20 protein-coding genes are annotated in these 22635 nt (G+C 39.7%); 9 read left to right on the top strand and 11 right to left on the bottom strand.

The window, feature by feature from the left end:
• Positions 1–30: 30 nt before the first annotated feature.
• Positions 31–678 (bottom strand): DUF2959 domain-containing protein, encoded by a 648-nt coding sequence (locus J8L97_RS10775; protein ID WP_211049572.1) that lies wholly within the window; start codon positions 676–678, stop codon positions 31–33.
• Between the two features lie 86 nt (positions 679–764).
• Here J8L97_RS10775 and J8L97_RS10770 point away from each other — a divergent pair, with 86 nt between their 5' ends.
• The 3 genes from J8L97_RS10770 (at position 765) to dtd (ending at position 3099) form a co-directional block, all read left to right on the top strand.
• Complete coding sequence (locus tag J8L97_RS10770; protein ID WP_211049570.1) at positions 765–1631, top strand: virulence factor BrkB family protein; 867 nt, start codon at positions 765–767, stop codon at positions 1629–1631.
• Between the two features lie 27 nt (positions 1632–1658).
• Entirely contained in the window at positions 1659–2600 is a 942-nt protein-coding gene (locus J8L97_RS10765) for an alpha/beta fold hydrolase (RefSeq protein ID WP_211049568.1), read from the top strand.
• Positions 2601–2661: 61 nt separating this feature from the next.
• Complete coding sequence (dtd, locus tag J8L97_RS10760) at positions 2662–3099, top strand: D-aminoacyl-tRNA deacylase (protein WP_210997835.1); 438 nt, start codon at positions 2662–2664, stop codon at positions 3097–3099.
• Here the strand turns inward: dtd and J8L97_RS10755 are convergent.
• Positions 3096–3773, bottom strand: a complete 678-nt coding sequence (locus tag J8L97_RS10755; protein WP_247682631.1) for a spermidine synthase — start codon at positions 3771–3773, stop codon at positions 3096–3098. The two genes, dtd and J8L97_RS10755, sit on opposite strands and share 4 nt — an antisense overlap.
• A 175-nt stretch (positions 3774–3948) precedes the next feature.
• Between J8L97_RS10755 and J8L97_RS10750 the strand changes: the two genes are divergently transcribed.
• Positions 3949–4842 carry a bifunctional GNAT family N-acetyltransferase/hotdog fold thioesterase gene (locus tag J8L97_RS10750; protein WP_211049566.1) on the top strand — a complete coding sequence of 298 codons (894 nt, stop codon included), beginning with the start codon at positions 3949–3951 and terminating at the stop codon, positions 4840–4842.
• A gap of 64 nt (positions 4843–4906) precedes the next feature.
• Here J8L97_RS10750 and J8L97_RS10745 read toward each other — a convergent pair whose 3' ends face one another.
• The 5 genes from J8L97_RS10745 to J8L97_RS10725 all read right to left on the bottom strand — a co-directional run bounded on the left by J8L97_RS10745 (position 4907) and on the right by J8L97_RS10725 (position 11730).
• A complete protein-coding gene (locus tag J8L97_RS10745; RefSeq protein ID WP_211049564.1) occupies positions 4907–5560 on the bottom strand; it encodes an XRE family transcriptional regulator in 654 nt (217 codons plus the stop codon).
• A gap of 156 nt (positions 5561–5716) precedes the next feature.
• Complete coding sequence (locus J8L97_RS10740) at positions 5717–6238, bottom strand: hypothetical protein (RefSeq protein WP_211049562.1); 522 nt, start codon at positions 6236–6238, stop codon at positions 5717–5719.
• Between the two features lie 146 nt (positions 6239–6384).
• Positions 6385–7695: a trypsin-like serine protease gene (locus tag J8L97_RS10735; protein WP_211049560.1), complete on the bottom strand. Its 1311-nt coding sequence runs from the start codon at positions 7693–7695 to the stop codon at positions 6385–6387.
• A gap of 346 nt (positions 7696–8041) precedes the next feature.
• Positions 8042–10780 (bottom strand): PKD domain-containing protein, encoded by a 2739-nt coding sequence (locus tag J8L97_RS10730; RefSeq protein WP_211049559.1) that lies wholly within the window; start codon positions 10778–10780, stop codon positions 8042–8044.
• A 143-nt stretch (positions 10781–10923) separates the two neighbouring features.
• A complete protein-coding gene (locus tag J8L97_RS10725; RefSeq protein WP_211049556.1) occupies positions 10924–11730 on the bottom strand; it encodes a helix-turn-helix domain-containing protein in 807 nt (268 codons plus the stop codon).
• Positions 11731–11829: 99 nt separating this feature from the next.
• On the opposite strand from J8L97_RS10725, the gene J8L97_RS10720 reads away from it, so the two are divergent.
• On the top strand, positions 11830–13005 hold the full coding sequence (locus J8L97_RS10720; RefSeq protein ID WP_211049553.1) for an MFS transporter: 1176 nt from the start codon (positions 11830–11832) through the stop codon (positions 13003–13005).
• Positions 13006–13065: 60 nt separating this feature from the next.
• On the opposite strand, the gene J8L97_RS10715 is transcribed toward J8L97_RS10720, so the two are convergent.
• Together J8L97_RS10715 and J8L97_RS10710 are read right to left on the bottom strand one after the other, a co-directional pair.
• The gene (locus J8L97_RS10715) at positions 13066–13263 is read right to left on the bottom strand and encodes a hypothetical protein (protein WP_192506252.1); all 198 of its coding nucleotides are present in this window, start codon (positions 13261–13263) and stop codon (positions 13066–13068) included.
• Between the two features lie 80 nt (positions 13264–13343).
• Entirely contained in the window at positions 13344–14237 is an 894-nt protein-coding gene (locus J8L97_RS10710) for a LysR family transcriptional regulator (RefSeq protein WP_211049550.1), read from the bottom strand.
• A 101-nt stretch (positions 14238–14338) separates the two neighbouring features.
• On the opposite strand from J8L97_RS10710, the gene J8L97_RS10705 reads away from it, so the two are divergent.
• Positions 14339–15541, top strand: coding sequence for an MFS transporter (locus J8L97_RS10705; RefSeq protein WP_211049548.1), 1203 nt, complete (start codon positions 14339–14341; stop codon positions 15539–15541).
• Complete coding sequence (locus J8L97_RS10700) at positions 15538–16059, top strand: GNAT family N-acetyltransferase (protein WP_210997844.1); 522 nt, start codon at positions 15538–15540, stop codon at positions 16057–16059. Before J8L97_RS10705 ends, J8L97_RS10700 begins: the two co-directional genes overlap by 4 nt.
• Positions 16060–16115: 56 nt before the next feature.
• Here J8L97_RS10700 and J8L97_RS10695 read toward each other — a convergent pair whose 3' ends face one another.
• Positions 16116–16799: a LiaF domain-containing protein gene (locus J8L97_RS10695; protein WP_211049546.1), complete on the bottom strand. Its 684-nt coding sequence runs from the start codon at positions 16797–16799 to the stop codon at positions 16116–16118.
• A gap of 424 nt (positions 16800–17223) precedes the next feature.
• Entirely contained in the window at positions 17224–18156 is a 933-nt protein-coding gene (locus tag J8L97_RS10690) for an alpha/beta fold hydrolase (protein ID WP_211049544.1), read from the bottom strand.
• A gap of 656 nt (positions 18157–18812) precedes the next feature.
• Between J8L97_RS10690 and J8L97_RS10685 the strand changes: the two genes are divergently transcribed.
• Positions 18813–19943 carry a hypothetical protein gene (locus J8L97_RS10685; protein WP_211049542.1) on the top strand — a complete coding sequence of 377 codons (1131 nt, stop codon included), beginning with the start codon at positions 18813–18815 and terminating at the stop codon, positions 19941–19943.
• A gap of 136 nt (positions 19944–20079) precedes the next feature.
• Positions 20080–22632 carry a serine/threonine-protein kinase gene (locus J8L97_RS23960; RefSeq protein WP_211049540.1) on the top strand — a complete coding sequence of 851 codons (2553 nt, stop codon included), beginning with the start codon at positions 20080–20082 and terminating at the stop codon, positions 22630–22632.
• The last annotated feature ends 3 nt before the right edge of the window (positions 22633–22635 follow it).

Below are 22635 nucleotides of genomic sequence, written 5' to 3'. Positions count from 1 at the left end.
CTCGGCTTTAGTTTTTATATAAAACTCAGGTTATGTATTTTTATTATTCATTTGTGCAATGAACTTATTTGAGTCAGCGATAGAGCGGTTCATATCGTCTATCAGCGATTGGATATCGCTTTTTAAGCTTTTAAATTCGCCTCGTATGGCCGCTATGGCTTGTGCATTTAGGTTATGCTTTAAATATAAGACATTGTCTTTTAACGATGATAGCACTGGCTGCATCTTCTTTTCACTGCTGCGCATTGAGCGTAGTAATTTATCAAATTGGCGCTGTGTTTGTTTGAGTTTCTTTTCACTTTCTCGTTTTAGTGTTGCACTAGAGTATTGTGTCAGCTCTTCTTCCCATTCACTGAATAAAGCACCAGCAACATCTTCAACTTTATCTATGTTACGACTCACATCGGTTGCGGCTGATAAACTGGATTCATAGTCATCATTGAGTTGGTTATAGGCTGATTGCAACTCGCCACCATCAAAGTTGATGAGAGTAGAGAGTCGTTCAAGAGCAGACTGAAATTCTTGTTGTGACTCTTGCTGTGATTCTTTGGTTGCTTCGACACGATCAACTAGGATATCTCGTTTGTGAACACCGACTTGTTCCATTGCCGAATAGTATGCAGTTTGGCAGCCTGTAAGTACAAAACATAATGTGGCAGCGAGTGTAAAGTGTTTCATATTCAACCTATTTTCTTAGTATGTTGCTGTAAATTATGTAGCTGATTGTTATGATGTGCAAAGTGTTTTTAAGAATTAAGTACATTATGCGTGAAAAGATTGAACTGCATATAAAAGCATGGGGAAGACAACAGCCTCAGTGGTGGTTACGCTACTTTAGGCGTTGCCAAGAAGATCAAATTACGATTAATGCTGGATATTTAGCATATGTAACTTTGCTATCACTTGTGCCATTGATTGCAGTTGGCGTTGCTATCTTTTCGGCATTTCCGGGTTTTGAAGATACACGATTAGCAATTGAAAATTTTATTTTCAATAATTTTGTACCGACCTCTACTGACTCAATTAAAGCCCATATCAGTGCTTTTACGGGTAATGCAAATCAAATGACTGCTGTGGGGATTAGCTTTTTAGCCGCTATTGCATTATTGCTCATAAGAAATGTAGATAGTGCACTTAATCGAATTTGGCGAGTTGTAGAAAAGCGTCCATTGATGATTTCGTTTGCAATCTATTGGATGGTATTGACGCTTGGCCCTGTATTATTGGGGGCCAGTATTGGCGTTACGTCTTATATTGTGTCACTTGTTTCGTTTGCTGATCAAGGGATCCCTGGATTCAGTGGTTTTTTATTAAAGCTATTACCTTATGTTATTTCAATGGCAGGTTTCATTATGCTCTATACTTTAGTGCCTAATACACGTGTGTCTTTTCGAGCTGCCATTCCAGGTGCATTATTTGCTGCACTACTATTTGAATTGACGAAAAAAGGATTTGCGATGTATATAAGTCACTTTCCATCTTATGAGGTGATTTATGGTGCAGTTGCAACTGTGCCTATTTTGTTTGTTTGGGTGTATTTATCGTGGATCGTTGTGCTACTTGGTGCTGAATTCACGGTGTGCTTGGATGAGCGTCAAGCACCGTCTTTATTGGAGAATGAGCAGCCGTAAGATACACCTTAAACTAAGGTGTGATATATGACACAACGTTATGTGGTGAACGATCCTATACGCAGTTTCCACTTAGCTGTGGGTGAGGGGCATCAAATTCATGTTGAAGAATATGGTGATATTAATGGTCAGCCAGTCATTGTTTGTCATGGTGGCCCAGGCTCCGGTTTATGTCGTGAAAGTGCTGGGTATTTTAATCCGAAGCGCTATAGAATCATTTTATTTAGTCAACGAGGCTGCGGAGAATCAACCCCTTTAGCTTTGACACATAATTCGCCAAGTTATTTAGTCGATGACATAGCACGACTGATTGACCATTTAGCGATAGGCCAATGTATTTTAGCTGGCGGCTCGTGGGGGGCAACATTGGCACTATTGTATACCAGTCAATTCCCTCATAAAGTAAAGGGACTTGTATTATGGGCTAGCTTTTTGGCGTCTCAAAATGATTTAGACTGGCTTTATGGTCCACTTAGCGCAGGGGCCCAGTTTTACCCTGAACAGTACCAAAAATTCCAACGAGGTCAAAGTGATACTCAGCAAATCTTAAATGAGTATTTAGTTGATTTAACAGGACAAGATGAATTGCAGCAACATAAAGCTGCGCAACGGTGGCATGCCTGGGATCGCCAATTGACCTTAGGAGCTTTAGCGGGTCGATATCATTTGGATAATGTTGAATGCATCCTTCAGCAAGCCAAGCTCATGAATCATTATTTTAGCCCAGAGATTATGTTGCAATTAAAACCACTAGAAGAGGTCAGTGAGCAACTTAAAACCATTCCAACTTGGTTTATACATGGCCGTCATGACTTAGTGTGTCGCTTCGCAGCGGTACAAAAATTGGCAAAAAACACTGGTGCGCAACTATATGTACTTGATGGCTTGGGTCACTGTGGGGCAAATGAAGTTTACGTTGAAGCTATACGACGGGCAGCAGATCTATTAGCTTGTAAACTCTCTCATTGATACCACTCATTTGCACTTTACGTTATTATTTGGTTTTATTTAAATATGTAAAGAGCTGCTTATGCAAGGACTAATCCAAAGAGTGACGCATGCAAATGTGGTGGTTGATGGGGCTATGATAGGAGAGATTCAACAGGGAATCTTATTACTATTGGGTGTTGAAAAGGGGGATGATGAAACCTCTGTTGATAAGTTACTTCATAAAGTCACGCATTATCGTATATTTACTGACTCAGAGGGTAAAATGAATCTGAGTTTAAAGGATATTCGGGGTGACTTATTGATAGTTTCACAATTCACCCTTGCGGCAGATACTAAAAAAGGGATGAGGCCCAGTTTCTCAAGTGCGGCGACACCGGCTCAAGCAGAGCACCTTTATAATTATTTTGTGGAGCAGGCCCGTGAACTTGGCTTAGTTATATCTACGGGAGAATTTGGTGCCGATATGCAAGTGAGCTTATGTAATGATGGCCCAGTAACATTTATGCTTAAGAGTTAGCGATTGATCACAATGACATGGTTTGCATATAAGGGTACTTGCTCAATATGAGGCTTTCTTCCGAAATTAGTAATGAGTAAGTGCGTTAATTGCTTTAACTGTGATTCGTGTTCAGCTAAAAAATTTATAAATAGCTTTCCGCCAGGGCGCAGTCGAGCTCTTAACTGGCGGTAGAATTGGTGCTGAAATAAAAATATAGGGGCATCAAACTCACTAAATAAATCAAGGATGATCCAGTCATACATGTTGTTATCTGTTAGTGCGTCATCAACATCCATACATGCAACAGCACAAGTGTGATCACCACTAAAATAGCGTTTATAGCAACGGATGATATCTGGGTTATTATCGACCGACAACACATCACATTCTGGGTAAGTTGCATGTAAATAGTCTCTTATAGCGCCTGCGCCCAGGCCTAATTCCAAAACTTTTTTTGGGGCCGGATATAACTCCCAGAGGCGAGCGAGTTGCTGTAAGTGAGGAAATAGTAAATTCTCTGGGTGGTCTCTCTCCACAACAGATTGTAAGGTATCGTTGATCAATAACCATCTAAAGGTTTTATCTTGCCTTATTTGTATGCTAACACTGCCATGCTTATGCCAATAAAGTAAATGGCCCAGCAAATGACTTTGTTTAACAAATTGGTTAGCGACCGTGCCCTCGGCAGTCATAAAATTAACCATAATTACATCATCATAGTCGAGCGTTCCTGTAATTCCACTTTGTTAAGTAATATTTACGAAAGAAACTCTGTAAGACTTAAATGTTACTTGAAGTAGAGCCAATTTTTAGTAAGGTGGGGTGTTATAAAAAATCATTTTAAGATGCACAACAACAGGAATTCGTATGTTTCAAGTGACGACACCACAAAGCAGTGAAGATTGGCAAGATTATTATCAGTTGCGTTGGCAAGTGCTTCGAGCGCCTTGGGATCAGCCGAGAGGCTCGGAACAAGATGATTTGGAGCAAGAATCAGAGCATCGCTTTATTAAGAATAATGAGGGCGATGTTCTTGCTGTAGCAAGGCTTCACTTTAATACTCAGCAGCAAGCGCAAGTACGCTATATGGCGGTGTCAGATCAACATCGAGGTCACCGTTTAGGTGGGCGGTTATTGCATGAATTGGAGAAACTTGCATGGAACCAAAATGCAGACGAGTTGGTACTGTATGCAAGGGAACGCGCACTCGCATTTTATGAGCGTCATGGATATAAAGTGTTAGAAAAAGCACATTTAGCCTATGGAGATATACAGCATTGGAAAATGGTGAAGCAGAACCCGTCTGAACCAGGGTGGTTTCGTCACCCTGATTGGACGCAAATTTTACAAGATACGTGGCGTGAATCTATTCCAATTAGCGATGCAATGGGCATTAAAGTTGAAAGTTATACCGACTGGCAGTTCTCAACACGTGCAGATCTCAAAGCGAATTTAAATTTACATAATTCAATGTTTGCTGGGTCAATATATAGTATGGCAACTTTGGCTGGGTGGGGGGCAACCTACTTAGCGCTAAAAGAGCTTAACCTAGAAGGTGACATTGTTTTAGCTGACGCGAATATTAAGTATTTAAAGCCTTTAACGACTGCACCTCGAGCAACAGTATGTATTGCTGAGTGTGATGGCAAATTGGAAGAGTTAGAAACACATGGGAAAGCAAAATATATTGTGCCAGTAAATGTGTATGATCAAGATATTGTGGTGGCGCAATTTGAAGGCGTATTCATCGTCAAACGTTAAGTATTTATCAAGCAAATATTTTACTACGAGTTAAAGTGATATATTCACTTTAACTCGTTATTAGCTATATACTTCTACCACACCAAACAATTTTTCCTGCAATAGCATGTTGCTCGGCATTACTGTGATCAATTTTCCAGTTAGGGTAATCATGATTGTCACTTATGACATCAATATGTTGCTTACCCTGCTTTAATCGTTTCGCCATTAAACCATCGCTGGTTTGAATAATATAAATACCTTCTTGATGAGGTGTTTGGTGGCTGAGGTCAACCAATACCATGTCATTATGGTGCAAGGTTGGCAGCATGCTATCACCGCGAATAGAAACAAATGCTAATTGCTCTCCATAGACCCCTAACTGTGTGCTTAGCCAATGCTTATTAAGTGCAAATTGCTCAGTAATATCTTCGGAGTTGTTTACACTACCAAAGCCAGCACTGGCTTCTATGTCAAACTTAGGCACCATTAACAGGTCTGCACTTTGATTGTTTGGGTGTTGTTCTATAGAGTACTGTCCAGTTAGTAACCAGTTTAAGTCTATTTTAAATAGTTCGTAAAGGTGCTCTAAATATGCCATGGAAGGGCGGCTTAAGCCTCGGCATATACGGTAAATATGAGATTGAGACTTTCCTGTTAGCTCAGCGAAGTGACGTTTATTGCCGCCAGAAAATTGTAATACAAGTTCGTTAAAACGATGAGAAAAAGCGCTGCTCATAAACCCTCAAGTAAGATTAAATAATTCTTATACAGTGTGTTGCCTGATAGAAAACGGGGCAAGATTACGCGTCATCTCAATGTCTGTACAGCAAAAGATAAAAATTCAGTGGTGGAAACAAATGCGGTTTATATTCAATACCGCATGGAAAAGCAATCAGGTTTTTTGTTTACTGAAGTATTTACCTAAATCTCTCAGCTTATTAAAAGAGGCTACATATTGACCTTTGTTATTGGTAACAATAATTGTTGGCGCTTTAATATGTTTATAGCTTTTGCGGATTTCATGATCGGCATATGAAAAGATAATATCACTGGTATGGTACAGCATACTGACTTCTTTTGCCGCTTTGTGACTTTTAACCAAGTGACCTGTGCCGCTGGTCTTGAATGACACGGCTATTATTTCTAGGTTTACTTCTTTCGCTTGTGCTGCCGATAAGAGCTTATCTAGGCTGTGAAGCCATTCGGTATGTTGCGCTGGATCCCAAAACAGCAAAATGGTGGTATCAGCAAGGTGATCATCCAGTTTTATGACTGTTTTACTGCTGTTGTAACCAACGATATTGGGGAGTATTTCGTTTTTATTGAAGTGCTGTTTGTTGGGCTGTGTTGTGGTGCAGCCAGACAGTGTAATAATTAATAAACTAAATAATGTTGTTATATAATGATTTTTCATATATATCCTTGAGGTTGAGTGTATCCATTTTGTCAACTTCATTATAGGAATAATACATGGTCATCGCTAGTCTAGTATTATGATTAAATTAGAGGCAGTAAATGCGCAAGTATGCACTGCCTCTTAGAATATTTAAATGTTACTTGCTAGTTTTTGCAACTGCTATCAGTACCTATTTCTTGCCACACACCCCAAGTACCAGACTCTGATGGCATATCTCCTTGTGTCCACCAAAGTGCTTTGTACACCTTACCGTAATAAGTCACTTGATCTGGCTTGTCGTATACCGCGCTGGCATTCCAGGAGCCTTTACAGCTGCTGTCAGAGCTTGTCGCTACAGCGCTTATTTTGGCAACATAGGTGTTTGGGCTTTCGTCAAGTTTGAAATTCAAGGCAATATTCGCAGTACCCGGAGCTGTCGCTGTGAATTCAACACCGACTTGGCAACTTTGATTTGCTTGTAATGTGCTAGCACTACAACTATCTACAGCAGTCACCGGCGTTGAAGCCACACCGCTATTGGTTAAGTTGATACTGTTAAACGTAAATGCGCTAGTCCCTGTGTTTTTAATTGCATAGGTGTGTGAAACTTGCTCACCGAGCGTGAAGTTAGGTAACGTTTGTGATTGTTGGTATGCAACTGAAACCGGTTGAGCCCCACCTTTGACGCTATCGATCCAATTACCTAACGCTGCAACGTCAGAGTAGACACCGTATTTAGCAGGACGCGCACAACCAATACCCCAGCTTACAATACCCAATTGAACAATTTGACCGCCTGAATTGATCACAATTGGACCGCCACTGTCGCCACTACAAGAATCTTGTTGGCCTTGGGTATAGCCTGCACAAAATGCGACGCTGCCGACGTTTGCATAATTGCCGCCAGATTGATTACAGACTTGATCAGAGACAAGTGGCACACTGACCTCATGCAAATTGGATGGACGACTACCACCTTCACTTAAGCGACCTAGTCCAGCAACGGTTAGTAAGTCGCCATTGCGTGCATAGTGATTAATGTCAGTTTGCGCGAGTGTTACTTGGCGGCCTGTCGAGGGGGTACGTTCCAATTTCAGTAGAGCGACGTCATTATTTAATGTGTTTGAGTTATATTGTGGGTGCACAAATTTCTCAGCGACTTGGATACGATCGCCATCATTGCCGCCGAGTACAAATCCTGCGACTTTTACATGTAAAAACCGTGTTGCTTTGTTTTTTACGCAGTGGGCGGCGGTTAATACATAACCATCGCCAATATAGCTGCCGCCACAGAAAGCGGTTGAGCCATTTGAGTTTAATATTTGTGTATAAAATTGCCACTGGCTGGTATCAGCAGGCTGGCCACCGACGATATTGGGTGTGATTTCTGACGCTAAAGATGTGGCACTTAGCAGCAGCGTGCTACTGGTAATGAGTGGGGACACCTTTTTAAATAATGAATTTCGCTTGTTCATTGTTATTTCCATGTTGTGTTGTTGTATCTGGCAACGAGAATATGGGGACTGACATCTAAATGCAAACTAAATGTAAATGAATTGTTTTCAGTTTTATGTCATGTAATTACAAATAGGAACAGGTGATATTATTTTAATTTTCACTCATTTGTGAGGTTTTTATGCTAATTGTAGAGTTAGGGGGTTATATTTTTTATTGAAGAAAAGATTTCAAAGATATAACAAAGAAACACCATCTTGAAAAAAAGTCATAGTGCGCCTTCAAAGTTGCTGGCGCACTATCACCAAAAGAGTGTCAATTAATATGACTTAAGACGCTCACAAAATAATGCAAGCTGCTGAATTACTAGCTGCAATTTGTATTCCATAAACTAAGGTTTAAATTAGGTTTAGCTGCCTTTAGGGCCTCGATATCAGCACATGGCAGGTTATGATTACTGTCTAATGATAGATATTCTAGCTTGCTCAATGTATGTAAGGCAGATACATCTCTAATATCAGTGCGGTCTAAGTCTAAGTGTATTAACTCTGGAAAGCTGCTGAGCTTTGCAGGGTCTAGTAAGGTTGTAGACTCTAAATTTAGCCACGTTAATGCGGGGGCAACAAATGTGCTAATGCTAAATTTTTGCGTACTTCTGATGGTCAGGCTTTTGACATGCTGAGGCAGTGTCACCCCTTCTAAATTAGTTAATGTACTATTATACAGTTCAATACTATTCAAGTTTGCGAGTTGAGCGAGCACAGGGCTGTTGAGTATTGCACCAGAATTAAGATGTCGGAAACTTAGAGAGGTAAGGTTTGAAAACTGCTCTATTCCCGCGAACGACTCGATTGCTGAAGAACCACATGTCCTAATTTGTGTCACTTTGGCCGCGTCTCTTTCATCTTTTAGACATTCAGCTATAGCCGGATCAGTAATTAGTTCAAGGTTAATTGGTTGTTCAATACAGTTATAAGATTGTTTGTAATTGATATCCGCGAACGTATTTTTAAGGTGCTTTAGGTCAGCACATAGAATGTTATATGAATACTCTAAATCTAATGTATTTAAATTGGTTAAGCTTGATAATGCTTTTGCTGATAAAAGCTCATCAAAATACCGTAGAGAGAGGCTCGTCAGGCCGGTTAACTGAGTGAGTGGAGCTATATCTGATACTTCAAAATTTGTTAGTTTGAGCTCTTTTAGGTTAGAGTAGCCAGATAATACGGTGATATCGGTTACGTTACTGAATCCGCTTAATTCCAGCGATTCTAGACTGGTATTTTGAGATAATTGAGAGATATCAGTAAGTTCATTGCTACTACTAGTATGGATCAGTACATTTTTTAGGCTAGGTAGTGTATCTAATTTTGGTAATGCTTCCAGAGTGTACACGTTTAGGTGTAATTCTTCTAACGCGACTATTTTTTCTATGACTTCGATGTTTTTAATTGTACTCGCTTTAGCTGTTAGCTTTTTTAACAGAGCTGAGTTTTGAAAAATAGTTGCGTCTAAATGAGTACTGTAGTAAGAACCAAGAGTTAACTCTAATAGGTTTGATAGCTGACTGATAACTGACAAGTTACTCTCACCGTCAATATCATCAATATTCAAGTACTCTAGTTTAGGGGTGAATTCCAACCAGTCAATGTCACTTAAGCCCGAATTGTTGCGCACATCAAATTTTAATAACTCAGACATACTTTTTATAAAACTGATTGAGTTTAAATTATTACCGTTTAGTGTTAGAGATGTCATTTGGGTCAGGTTTGCCAACTTTTCTGGACTCACTAGTGTGTAGTTAGTAATTACCAACTCATTTAATTTAGTCAGGTTTGCAAGAAGCGCAATATCAAAATCAGGTCTGGAATATCGAGCGTTGAGCTCTAACTTTTCTAAGTCAGTCATTGCGCCAAGAAAGGTTAAATCTGTGAAGTTGTGATTTACTAATGACAGAGATGTCAAGGTTGTTAAAAGAGAGAGTGCAGTCGAGTCGGCAGCTGATATATTTTTAAATGAAAGCTCTTTCATTGCTGGCATTACAGTCAGAAATGACAGTGATTCGAGGTTATTAATATTATGCAGTGCTAAGCTTTCTAGGTTGATAAGGGGCTTTATATGGGTTTCATTCATATATACAGAGTCTAACTTTAAATGGGTTAGATTAGTGAGTGTACTTAAATGCGCTTCATCAAAGTCACGACCGTCCACATAGTTCAGGTGTGTCAGAGTATTTGGCAGTGTATTGAACTCGATATGCAATGTATTATAGGACCTATGCTGTTCTGCATTAAATGTCAGTTGGGTTAAATTACTAAACTTATCTAGGCTGATAGTTTGGTTTTCAAAGCCGTAGGCGCCTTGAACAATTGATAATGTCGTTAACGACTCTAGTTGCTCAACAACCGTGATATCATTAATTGGGTTATTTATTAAGCTGAGATTTTGTAGTGAGCTTATATTGGCCAAAGGCGTAACGTCTGAAATGTGAGTACCTTCTAAATGGACCGATTTCAAGTTTGTAAACTTGCTCAAATCATCCAATGTTGATACTGGGCTGTTAATACATGTCAGGGAATCTGAACCCATATCCATATTCGTACTGAGTGCGCAACTCAATAGTGCTTGATCGGTCACGTTTTCAGAAGAAATAGCGTCATATGCTTCAAGTGATACTGAGAAGTCTTTACTTGTAGTCGCTGCTTTATCATCTGTCACAGTAAGGCGCAAAACAATATTTTCAGACGTATCTATATCCGGTGCTGTGAACTGAATGCTGGCCGTGTCTGTTCCTGAGAGTTCAAGAGCTGTACCTGAAATCTGCTCCCATGCATAGCTTGCTATTGTGCCGTCGGTATCTGTTGCTGTGGCTGTAACCGTAAGTTCTGCTCGTTCCATCACACTCAAATCAGTTAAGTCTGCAATGCTAGGCGCTACATTTTCTGGCTCTGGTGGTGTGACAGGCGGTGTGACAGGCGGTGTGACCGGTGCCGTTGTTGTTGGCGGTGTTTCAGTTGACGGGGTAGAGCTACCGCCGCCACATGCAGTCAAAGCCAAAGTCAATAGCGAGACCGCTAATCCCTTAGTGGTTTTTAATGTATTCATAATTGCCTATATTTCAATTTACGGAGATTTTTTCGGAGCGTATTGTACATTTTTTAGGTATTAATGCACCAAAATCACAAGGTTTTTAAGTGATTTCGGTAATTTATTTCAGATATTATTGTTTTTTATGAGATAAATAAAAGTTATTTTTTTAAGTATTGCCCAGGTGTGCAATTAAAGGCTTTTTTGAATGCGGTATTAAACGCGGAGCTGGACTCAAAACCGAGTTGTTCGGCAATAAATTGCTGCGTTTGGCCGGCTTCGAGCATTTCGACAGCGCGTAATGCTCTGAGTTTTTGTTTCCATTGGCTAAAGTTCATGGAAAAGCTCTTATTGAATAAGCGATTTAGGGTGCGGCTAGATGCACCTACATGTTCACTCCATTGTTCAAGAGTACGTGGGTTGCCTGGGTTTGCATGAAGTTCACTAATGATAGGGATTAATCGTTTGTCTTGCGCGGTAGGAATAAAAAATGTACTGGTTTGTGCCATTTCCAGCCGATCTATAAATACTTGTATAAAGCGAAGGGTTTTGCCGTCTAAGCAGTAATCAGATCCCCAGCTACATATATCTAAAATCATGGCTTTTAATAATTCATCTACGTGCAATAATTTGGCATGCAGGCCTAAAATATCGACATATTTCTTATCAATATAGACGCTACGAAAGTGCCCACCATAGCGACAAAAAATTTCATGAGGTAAGTTAGGAGGAAGCCAAAGTGCTTGGTTAGGTGGAATAACAAACCGGCCGACGGGGGTGCCTACCGTCATTACGCCATTGCTAGTGTAGGCAAGCTGCCCCCAGCTGTGTTGGTGAGTATACACATGCTGCCACGGAGGCATCGTCATGGCGCGAGGGAAAATCGGTTTGTTAAGTCGGTTTAATTTAAAGCCTGATTTTACGCTTTTCCACTTATGATGTGTCTGATCCGGTAAGCTATCTGTCATTTTTGGTAATTTCGGTCATTTTTTATGAGCATACAATAGCTGGGGGGTTTAAACAATTTAAAGAAATAACTGTCATTAGAAGTGTGCTTAGGAACAAACATGATCAATAAATTGGATTTAAAACAATTGCGTTCTCCATTTGGCTTTTTAGCTATTGCAACGTCGGTGATGGCCATTACCTTTGCTGGTTGGATGGCATTATTAAATAACTTTGCCATTGAAGCGGCACAATTCACTGGGGCTAACATGGGTATGCTGCAATCTTTACGTGAAATTCCCGGCTTTTTGGCATTCACTGCGGTGTTTGTATTGCTGGTGTTGAAAGAGCAAACCTTTGCACTGGTCAGTTTATGCATACTCTCAATTGGTGTAGCGATAACTGGGTTTTTTCCGAGTATTTATGGTCTATATGCAACCACAGTTTTAATGTCGATTGGCTTTCACTATTTTGAGACTATTAACCAGTCGTTAAGCTTGCAGTGGTTCAATAAAGATGAAGCGCCAGAGCTACTGGGGCGACTATTGTCTGTTAAGTCAATTGCTTCTTTAGTGACTTACGCGGGCATTTGGTTGTCAGTGACGTTTCTAGCGACGGGTTATCAAGTACTATATTTGGTGATTGGTGGGGCTGGGCTGTTGTTAACCGTGTATTTAGTCGTCGCGTTTCCAGAATTTAAGATGTCTTCATCGCAGCATAAAAAAGTAATTTTACGAAAAAAGTATAGTTTGTACTATATATTGCTCTTTTTTTCAGGGGCACGCAGGCAAATATTTATGGTATTCGCTGGGTTCTTGATGGTTGAAAAGTTTGGTTTTGATGTTGCGCAAATTACCACCTTGTACATGATAAATCACATCATTAATATATTTGTTGCCCCCAAAGTAGGTCGTATGATCAGCAAAATAGGTGAACAGCGTACCCTGACGCTTGAGTATTCTGGGCTGGTATTGGTGTTTATTGGGTATGCTCTGGTTGATTCTACACTTTTTGCGGCGGCTTTATATATTATTGATCATGTGTTTTTTGCAATGGCTATTGCTTTGAAGACATATTTTCAAAAAATAGCGGAGCCTGAAGACATCGCAGCAACTGCCAGTGTGAGTTTTACAATTAACCATATAGCTGCGGTCATTATACCAGCAGCATTTGGTATGGTGTGGTTATATGATCAATCTTTGGTATTTTACTTTGGCGCGGTATTGGCGGGATGTTCGTTAATATTAAGTCAGTTTGTATCCCCTCACCTACGTAAAATCAGCACGATAACGTCTTAGCAGCTATGTCGTGTACAGTAAGAATAGGGCCAATTTTTCAATTGACCCTATGCGTAACGGTTATAAGCAGCGCTCTACGTTAGAGCAGCCTACATTGGGAGATGTTGGTCGCGTACACCAGTAAATTACTTGTGTATTTTGGCAAAAGAACGTTTCTTCAGGGCGGCCACCGGCTGCTTGTGGTGTTAATTTATGATCAATCTCTGTTGTTTTATCTAAAAGACGTTTAATTGTTTTTTTATTTAAAGATAATTTCATTATTATATTCCTTTTAAGTTGCCACAATTGGCACATTAAAAATTAGCACCTACCGAATACATGTAAATAACTTATTCAATTTAAAATGAAACAGAATGTGTTAGTTGTTGTTTTAAGTGATCGATAAATAAACGAGTATTAAGAGGAACAAATGTGCTCTTGGGGTAATAGGCCCACAATTGTTTGGTTGCAGAGCGTAGCTTTGGTAGCAATGGTACGAGTGTCCCTTCATGGAGTTGTTTTTGAATATAACTAGGGGAAATAAAAATAAGCCCCATCCCCTGAATCGCAGCTTCTAAAATAGAATCTAGATTATCTGATACAAAGTTGTAATTATTAAATAAAAATCGTGACCCACAACTTAGCTCTATATGGCCTTTTTTTTGATAATAGTTACTTAGTAGCATTTTGTGATGGGCCAAATCATCAATAGATTGAACATCTGCATGGTGTTCAATATAGTCAGGTGACGCAAATAAGTGCATTTGATAATCGAGTAACCGCGTGCCTTTATGTGCTGCAGAGTCAAACTGTTCAAATTGACGAGTGATCACCAAATCATTTCTTAAGTCGGGTAATGCACCTGGGTTAAGTACATTAAGTTGGATAGTAACTTGTGAGTATTTTGCCAAAAAAGTTTGAATATGTGGCAGTAAAATATGACTGCCGACAGCGAGTGTTGCTGCTATTTTTAGCGTGCCAGATGGTACTTTAGTCGCTTCGTCACTGTGACTGATCATGGCGTCAAATTGTATGAGTACTGCGTTGGCTTTAGGCAAGAAGCTATGACCTGCTGTAGTGAGTTTGACTAACCGAGTAGTACGTGTGAACAAGCTTATTCCTAGTTGTTTTTCTATCCAGTCAATTCGTTTACTCATGGCTGAAGCGGAGACACCTTCGTGTTCGGCTGCCAGTGTAAAGCTCCCGTGCTCGGCGAGTGCGATAAAGCTGCGAGTAGCAGTGAGCCAATCCATATTAATTCCTATTAAGAAATAATGTTTTGCCAATTACAGTGTTTTTCGTCATCAAAGTAAAGCCTATAGTGGACTTAGCATAAAAGAAATGTGGGGGATGTATGCTTGTATTGGCGATTTTATTACTATCGTGTTCGCAGTTAGCCAGCCAAATATTTTTGCCTGCTTTACCACAAATAGCGCACAGTTTATCGTTAAGTCAAAGCCAAAGCCAAGCGATGATCACTGGCTATTTTATTTGTTTGGGCATCGCACAATTAGTCGTAGGCCCTTTACGAGACCGGTTTGGTGACCGACCCGTTTTTTTAATTGGGCAAGGTATTTTTATTATAGGCACAGTCTGTTGTGCATTAGCAACTACAGCGGAAATATTCTCGCTCGGCAGGGTCTTACAAGGTATAGGCGCAGCTGCCCCATTATTGATAAGTCGTACGCTGCTCGCAGCAACATTAAGTGGTGCACATTTAAAAAGTGCCATGGCGACTTTAGCGCTGGCCGCCAGCGGTGTTTCTGTATTAGCACCTTGGCTTGGAGGGACGCTCAGTACTTTAATCAGCTGGCAGAGTCTTGCTTGGATCCTAGCATCGTATTTTTTTATGGTGGCAACTTTGGGCTGGTGGATTTTACCTGCAAATCAGCAAAGGGTCACCGGTCGTTCAGTACACCCATATAAAATGGTGAAAACTTACTGGCAGCTATTAAATGATGCTCAATTTATCGCTATAGCATCATTTAAGTGGCTACCCACGTTTATATATTTGACTACGCAATTGTATTTTCCATTTTTATTACAGCAACATCTTGCATTAACAGAGCAGCAGTTTGGCACAATGATGATGTTGCCAATGAGTGGTTTGTTAATCGGTGCGTTTATTAGTAAGTGCTTGCACCAGTATTTAAACGAAGTCGTTTTATTTGCACTATTTTGGCCATTACTTTTGCTAAGCGCATTGTGTTATTTGCTCTTACCTTTTGGTTTGCTCAGCACGTTATTGGGATATGGTTTTACGATGGTGGTGTTTGGTGGCTATTTTGCGGCCTATATGCAACTGATTGGGCTTCACTATTTGGCGCAGGCTGGGAGTGTCAATGCACTGGTTGGGGCTTGTGAGTTATTGGTATTTACACTGCTTGCTGTGGGCTGTAATGCTTATATTATTCACTCTATACATGACCTAGCGTGGATCACGTTAACGGTGGCGAGTTTATTAGTGCTAGCTTGGGTGAAATTGTTACCAAGAGAGCTTGTTTTATACCGCAGATTAAAAGACATTTCAGGTAGAATATTACGGAGTACAGTATGAAGTTCGAAACCTCAAGGTTATTGATGAGACCCATGATTCTAGAAGACTTAAAGGCGAGTTATGCACATCGAAGTTGTCCTGAAACGTCTCGTTACATTGGTGAGCCTTTAACACTAGCACAAGCACAAGCGCGTTTACGTGAAAACTGTGAGCCTTGGTTGGGTGAAGAAAATCAACGTTTAGCATTGGCAATTACCAAAAAAGATACGCAGCAGCTTATTGGTGAGTTGATGTTCAAGTATGTTAACAAACCGAGCTTAGTTGGGGAAATTGGGTATCGACTCAATAAAGACTTTATCGGCTTTGGTTATGCATTTGAGGCCGTGAGTATGCTTATCGAATCATTATTTTCAGAGCTAAAAGTAATGAAGATCGTGGCGGTTTGTGCGGTTGATAACACCGCATCTTGGCGGTTAATGGAAAAATTGGGTATGCAAAGAGAAGGTCTATTGCGCTCTCACTTTTTGATTGGCAGTGAACGCTTGGATGCATATTCATATGGTATATGCAAAACATAAGTAATTTAATTGATGTGTCCCGTACACTGAATCAACAGGACACATCTGACGAGGTTTTAATGGGATTTACGGTTATTTCTTTCGTCGTTAAATAGGTCTTTTAAACCATTGGCAAATTGCGTGACTTGTTGTTTTATCGATTGCTTGATTCGGATGTCGATACTGCCTAAGATCACTTTGCCTTGAATATGAAGTCGAGGTCGTTGCGTGGTTAAATTCGTAGCGGCAAGGTTCGGTTTATTATTACTCACTGAGCCCATTATATTAGTTGTACATGTGATGACATCAATATTTTCGGATACGATAAACTCATCACTACCCATAACACTGTTCACGTTAATAATGACATCAGGGTGCGTGAATATAGCATTTCTAAAATCCAGCTCTGTACTGCCGAAGTAATTGTTAATGGTAATTTCTTTGGGGACAATCCATTCACCAGAACGTTGATCTGAACTTAAAATAGACCTAATGGTTAACGGTGCATCACTGTTACTTGAAGCAGTAAACTTAGGTTGCATACGTGATGCTTTTTCTGTGTGATATCTCGGATCTGTTTGTAGTGGGAGATCTGCCACCAATGCCATCAGTGCGACTTGGTCGTTACAGGCATAGGCTTGATCTAGGCGGCGCTCGAATGCATCAGCTGAGATTTCACCATGGCTATAGTTTAAAATTAATTGGTCAATGACTTCTTCTTTTACTTTCTCTAATGGTCGATCACTTGCTGACACTGGCATGACTTGCTCCCTGATGCGCTGTAATTACACTGATATTCCTATGTACTGCAATATTAACACCAGTTATTTAATTAAATAAAATCAATACTTTGCTGTTTACCCTCTCTTATTAATTGAATCAAATTAGCGAACTATTAGTCAATATTACTAACTGTTCGCACATCATGCTTGGCATGACATTGGCAGACGTTATTAATTGCAATGTATAACGTCGGCGTAAGATCTATTTATTTAACCTCAGGTTTGGATAAGGGTTTTGGAATAGAAAATGTTTTGAAAACAAACTTACGTCCAATCCAATGATGATATTTTGTTCAATATCAAGGCGCTTTTATGTAGTAATAGCGGGCTATTACAAATGAAAGCAACGCCGAGAGTGAGAAAAATAGCTTTATTGGGCAAATTCGCTTATCCAGAGCTGAGGTTATTTAGTGAGTTTGTTCAGCTGTTTCTTTATACGTTTATTTTCTGCTTTATTAATATGCTTAGTGATCCATTGTACAATTTGTGCCATTAAAACAGGCGGAAAGTCATGACCTAATCCAGTTACGATTTTTAATTTTGATTTTTGGATCAATTGTGCTGTCTGTAGCGCCGCTTTGATGGGAAATATTGGGTCTTCACTGCCATGAATCACAAGTGTTGGTGCCTTTATTTTTTTCAATAGCTGAGACCTATTGCCGGTTGCGGCAATAGCGAGTAATTGACGCTTTATTCCGTTGGGGTTGTATGCGCGGTTTACTTGTGTTGTTGCATTGTGACGCAACGTAACATTATCAGGTAAAAAACGTTGGCTGCCAATAGTTTGGTTTAATTTAACATTGTATTCAATGGCTTTGTCGTGTGTTGATGTAGTTTGATGCTGGGGGAGTAACTTGAGTAAAGCTACGATGCTTTTTGTCGTCAAATGGAAGGTACCGGGTGTTGACATAATAGAAGTAAGACTGATGACTTTTTGTTTATGCTTGGCCGCGATAATTTGCGCTATCATGCCACCCATAGACGCCCCAACCAGGTGGGCGCGTGAGATGGTTAATTCATTCATAAGATTTAATACATCATCAGCCATGCACTCTAATGTATATGGCGCAGGCTTGCCGAGAGAAAAATATTTATTGATCCATGTATCAAAGAGGCTCGGGCATCCATATTCATCAAATTGACTAGATAAACCGACATCTCGATTATCAAATAAAATAACCCGAAAATGGTTATCAACTAACCCGAGATAAAACTCTTTAGGCCAAACGGTCATTTGTGCGCCTAGCCCCATAATCAAAATAACAGCGGGAGCTTTTTTATGTCCGAAATCTTGATAGCTAATCACGATGCCATTTTTCGTTTGGATTTGGTGCATTACAACACTCTATAGGTGCGTCAATAAGGTGATAAAGCATAAATCTGAAGTATAGCGGATTTGATTAAATACTCATCAATTTTACTTGCTGAGATTCGCTGGACTTCTTGAACTAATGATGAGAAGAACAAGATCAAAGATCCTTTTACTCCGTAGATAACTTTATATGTTGTTGTGATACCTATTGGTTTTTATTGGTTTGCAACATTCGAATGAATTTACCGCGACTTTGTTAAGCTGCTTAAAATACGATCTTTATTTGTTTGGTTTTGGTTAATGAAGTGGTTTGCTCTTTTATATGGTGTGTGTTTTGTTGTTGTTTATTGCTGTTGTGGGTTGTATGTTGTCGAGTTTTAACATTTCATATTTTATGTATCTAGTTTTGAAATTAGTCGTGAAGCGAAAATTTAGTAAGAATTTTTTGCCGTTTCTCATCGGCTAAATTGATCAGATCATATTTTATTGAGATAAGATCAGTCATGGTGGTGATTAGTTTTCTATGCACTTAGTATACTACTTGACCAGTGTAAACATATTATAGAGCGTTATTGAACAGTGATTCTCCGTTATACGACCGTGTTAATCTATTTTATTGTCCATATATGGTAGATGGTATTTAAAGTGAGATTGAGATGGATAATACAAGGAAAGTATAGATGAAATTAATCAGGGTGCATGCTGCTATTTGGGGAGGGGTGACTTGCTTATTGGTTGGTTGTCAAAATACGACGGGTACTAGTAACGACAGACTTGAGCGCGTAAACAATGAGACTGACTTAGGACCTGATACCTTACCTTGTTGGTTACAGACACCTGTGTCGGACAATGTGCGGGGGTTTATTGGAACAAGTGCAGTATTGAATGCATATGGTCAACTTGCAATCAGAGCAAGCAGAAAAACAGCGTTGCGTAAGCTTGCACATTTCCACAAAATTAGCCTAACGGATCAAGATTTTTCGGATGTAACGGCGCAAGACCATATGGTAATTTCGCTTAGTAGTGGACACGCTGTGACGTTTGTTCCTGTTTACGTAACTAAGGCAGTAATATACAGTTATGCGTTTATAGGCTCGGCGGTCGAATTACCATTATCTTGTTCTGAAACGCATTGCAATTTTGACACTTGTTCACCTCAGTGGTTGTGTAGTACAGACCAAAATACGATTACCTCAGTCAGTTACTTTACTGCCATACCACATGAACAACTAGCTGAAAGTGAAAGAAATGCGGGTATTATTGCCAGTTTACTCGATACAGCTAATGTTCAGGTGATTGATACTCAAACAGAGTTATATCAAGATTTGTCTGGGGAGGTTGTGCATAGCATCAAGCGCTCTCGTTCTGGAGAGGTAACAGCTGAGCGTCTGTCTACTCCACTTCTACACACGCGATCATGTACGTATGGTAACACCTTCGTTGCACAATATGAGGTACAACGACTTATACCTCACCGTTTTAAGCTAGCTGCTGATTGGAAATCGCAACCTTACTATCAAGGCCGTGCTATCGCCTTGGGGAACTTTGGTGAAATGGGAACGATGACGGCAGATACATTACTCAGTACGGCCATTGATTATGCTATTAAAGATGCGTTAATCGAACTGGCTAAAGTCAAAGGAGTTACAGTGACTTCTGAGGTAAATATTAGTTTTGAGAATGGTCACTATTTATTATCTGAAGCGCAATTTTCAGTGAATCAAGTTGTCAGTGGGGATTTGATTGACATTAAAGTGAGCTATAAAAATGGTAAGCCGATTGTTTATGTGTGGGTACTTGAGGTCGTGTAACGCACGAAGGGTATTCCACACCATGTGTACAGCTTAAAAAGTTAATGAGATATAATATTTTACTAGGATTAAATAGTTAGGCATCATAATTATATCAAGATACACTGTTGCATTTATTGATTGGGTAAGATTTGTAGTGAAGAATTTTAATGAATACTATACTGATATTGTTCCTATTGGTGAAGGGGGCATGAGTCATGTATTTTTAGCTACAGATAAAAATTTGGGGAGACGTGTTGCACTTAAGGTAATTAAGCAGGTTGAGCACAATTATGAAGATATAGTGGCAGAAGCACGCTTACTCGCTAAGCTGAATCATAGTAATATTGTACAGGTTTATAATGTCAGGAAACTTTCAAATGAATTTGCAATTGAAATGGAGTACGTACAAGGTGCGACATTAAATAATTATGTTCAGGAAAATAATGTTTTACTCGAAGAGAAACTCTCCCTGCTCATTGATATTGCAGAAGGACTTCACAGTGCTCACCAACAAAATATTTTACACTTAGATCTTAAACCTTCCAATATTCTGATTAATGAATCGAAAACGGCCAAAATAGTTGATTTTGGTATATCTCAGTTAGTGGGTACCGAGTCAAGTTCAAGCCCAAGTAGCTTCGGTAGTTTAACAGCCATGTCTCCAGAACAGTTGAGGCAAGAGCCTTTAGATATGCGCAGTGATTTGTTTTCTTTTGGATTACTGGCTTATCAACTACTGACAGGAAGCCACCCTTACACCACACAAGCTAAAACCTGTGATGATAAAGGCATTGCAGAAGAGGTTAAAACGCGGGCATTAAATTTTAATGCCCGCAATATGCTGGGTATTCCTATTGAATTAGCTGAGCTGATAGATCATTTATTGCAATTTAAAAAAACAGAACGACCCAGCGGCTGTATTGAAATTATTCAACAGCTTAAACAAATTATGAGTACGGTAAGTTATGAGCAAAGTGGTGTTACTCAACCGATACCTGATTTGTCTGGGAGAAAACAACCAATCAACAGACGGTGGAAGACAGCTTCGTTGGTATGTTGTCTCTGCGGTATATTGGGGTTAGGGACTTGGTTATGGTATACCCATTTACCTAAAGTGTATGTTGCCGCATTACCTGTAGAGTTTAGTGATAATACCGGCGAATTACGCGCGCAAAAACAAGTTGTTGAATCAACTTTAAAAAACGCTATTGAACAGACTTTTATTACGGATGAACGATATTCCGTCATTCCTGCTCGCGAAATTCGTCATGTTATGCAACTTTATCGACAAGATCCAAAAAATAATGATTTACGAGCAATAGCCAAAGCACTGCAGGCTGAAATATTACTGTTGCCCAATGCACGCTGTACTGTGTATGCATGTGAAGTAGAGTTTGATGTGATTGATGTTGAATCATTTAACACGGTTGCGAGTGATCATTTCTCTGTGGCTGTTGATAGCCCTTCTAAATTCCTAACGGCTATGATGCAAAGTTTGCAACAGGTTATTACAAGTCAGAACAAGAGTGTAAGTAATACGATTGCGGCTGAGGATTACAATGAGTACTTTTCTTTGATGACGATGGTTACTCAGCAAGGTAAAAGCAATGAAGACATTTTAGCTGCATTACGCAAGATCATCTTACGTTCACCAGATTTTTATCCCGCTTATAACTTACTTAAGTCTGCGACTATTAAGTATTTTAGAAAGACAGATGACCAGGCTGTGTTAAAGCTATCTATAAACATTTTAGACTCAGCACCTGCGCAATACAGACAGAGCTTGAATTATCTTTCAGGTTCTTTAGAGCTGTTACAAGCCTCGGGTAAGGTAAAAGAAGCCGAAGCATTACTGACAAAACTCGATAATTATGATTTCGATAACTATGAAAAGCTGACATTGAAAGGTGTTTATTATAAGCGAAGCCAAGCGTTTGAAAAATCTATCGATTACTTTTTGCAGGCTAATAAACTGCGACCAACATTAACTCTGTTGCGCAATATTTCTATTTTATACACGTATTTAGGCGACTATGAGAATGCGCTAGTGCATTTGGATAAAGTGGCTGAGTTGGCACCTGAAGATAGCCGTGCCATACGCTTAAGAGCTGATTTATCATTGCTCACAGGTCAATTAAGTAGAGCATTGCTTTTGTACCAGCAAGTGATTGAAGCTGTTCCTAATGACTTAGAAAGTTACTCTAACTTGGCAACCATTGCCACACTTCAACAGCAATATCAGCAGTCAGAAGCTTATGCTCGACATGCGGTTAAGCATGCACCGGAACATACTTTATACCTTTTAGGGCTTGCTGATACATTACTATTACAAGGAAAAAAAGAAGCCGCGCATAGTTACTATAGAGAGATATTGGTAATTACTGCGTCAACTCAAGAGTACACCAAGTTACTTGATCGCGCACAAGCATTGGCACATTTGGGGAAACATATAGACGCATTAAAGGTATTGCAGTCTCTGTATGAAGGGCATAAAAACAAGGCTGACTATTTATTCTCGTCAGCACTTGTGTCTGTTTTGGCTAATGAGCCTAAATCAGCAGTTATTGCCATTGAACAAAGTATTAATGCTGGATTAGCCCCTATTTTTTATCAACTTAGCTGGTTTGACCGACTATGCGATGAAGCTGCGTTTATTACATTGCTCAATAGAGAGCAGCAACTTGCTCAAAGGTGTCACTTGCTGTAATTG

This window comes from Pseudoalteromonas sp. MMG012, from assembly GCF_018100875.1.
In the GTDB taxonomy this organism is placed as follows: Bacteria; Pseudomonadota; Gammaproteobacteria; order Enterobacterales; family Alteromonadaceae; genus Pseudoalteromonas; species Pseudoalteromonas aurantia.
Note: the sequence above shows the minus strand (reverse complement) of the source record. Positions and strands in the feature narration are given on the sequence as shown.

Excerpts from the sequence above, each read along its gene's own strand:
- J8L97_RS10775 (WP_211049572.1), bottom strand. The coding sequence starts at position 678 with ATGAAACACTTTACACTCGCTGCCACATTATGTTTTGTACTTACAGGC.
- J8L97_RS10770 (WP_211049570.1), top strand. The coding sequence starts at position 765 with ATGCGTGAAAAGATTGAACTGCATATAAAAGCATGGGGAAGACAACAG.
- J8L97_RS10765 (WP_211049568.1), top strand. The coding sequence starts at position 1,659 with ATGACACAACGTTATGTGGTGAACGATCCTATACGCAGTTTCCACTTA.
- dtd (WP_210997835.1), top strand. The coding sequence starts at position 2,662 with ATGCAAGGACTAATCCAAAGAGTGACGCATGCAAATGTGGTGGTTGAT.
- J8L97_RS10755 (WP_247682631.1), bottom strand. The coding sequence starts at position 3,773 with ATGACTGCCGAGGGCACGGTCGCTAACCAATTTGTTAAACAAAGTCAT.
- J8L97_RS10750 (WP_211049566.1), top strand. The coding sequence starts at position 3,949 with ATGTTTCAAGTGACGACACCACAAAGCAGTGAAGATTGGCAAGATTAT.
- J8L97_RS10745 (WP_211049564.1), bottom strand. The coding sequence starts at position 5,560 with ATGAGCAGCGCTTTTTCTCATCGTTTTAACGAACTTGTATTACAATTT.
- J8L97_RS10740 (WP_211049562.1), bottom strand. The coding sequence starts at position 6,238 with ATGAAAAATCATTATATAACAACATTATTTAGTTTATTAATTATTACA.
- J8L97_RS10735 (WP_211049560.1), bottom strand. The coding sequence starts at position 7,695 with ATGAACAAGCGAAATTCATTATTTAAAAAGGTGTCCCCACTCATTACC.
- J8L97_RS10730 (WP_211049559.1), bottom strand. The coding sequence starts at position 10,780 with ATGAATACATTAAAAACCACTAAGGGATTAGCGGTCTCGCTATTGACT.
- J8L97_RS10725 (WP_211049556.1), bottom strand. The coding sequence starts at position 11,730 with ATGACAGATAGCTTACCGGATCAGACACATCATAAGTGGAAAAGCGTA.
- J8L97_RS10720 (WP_211049553.1), top strand. The coding sequence starts at position 11,830 with ATGATCAATAAATTGGATTTAAAACAATTGCGTTCTCCATTTGGCTTT.
- J8L97_RS10715 (WP_192506252.1), bottom strand. The coding sequence starts at position 13,263 with ATGAAATTATCTTTAAATAAAAAAACAATTAAACGTCTTTTAGATAAA.
- J8L97_RS10710 (WP_211049550.1), bottom strand. The coding sequence starts at position 14,237 with ATGGATTGGCTCACTGCTACTCGCAGCTTTATCGCACTCGCCGAGCAC.
- J8L97_RS10705 (WP_211049548.1), top strand. The coding sequence starts at position 14,339 with ATGCTTGTATTGGCGATTTTATTACTATCGTGTTCGCAGTTAGCCAGC.
- J8L97_RS10700 (WP_210997844.1), top strand. The coding sequence starts at position 15,538 with ATGAAGTTCGAAACCTCAAGGTTATTGATGAGACCCATGATTCTAGAA.
- J8L97_RS10695 (WP_211049546.1), bottom strand. The coding sequence starts at position 16,799 with ATGCCAGTGTCAGCAAGTGATCGACCATTAGAGAAAGTAAAAGAAGAA.
- J8L97_RS10690 (WP_211049544.1), bottom strand. The coding sequence starts at position 18,156 with ATGCACCAAATCCAAACGAAAAATGGCATCGTGATTAGCTATCAAGAT.
- J8L97_RS10685 (WP_211049542.1), top strand. The coding sequence starts at position 18,813 with ATGAAATTAATCAGGGTGCATGCTGCTATTTGGGGAGGGGTGACTTGC.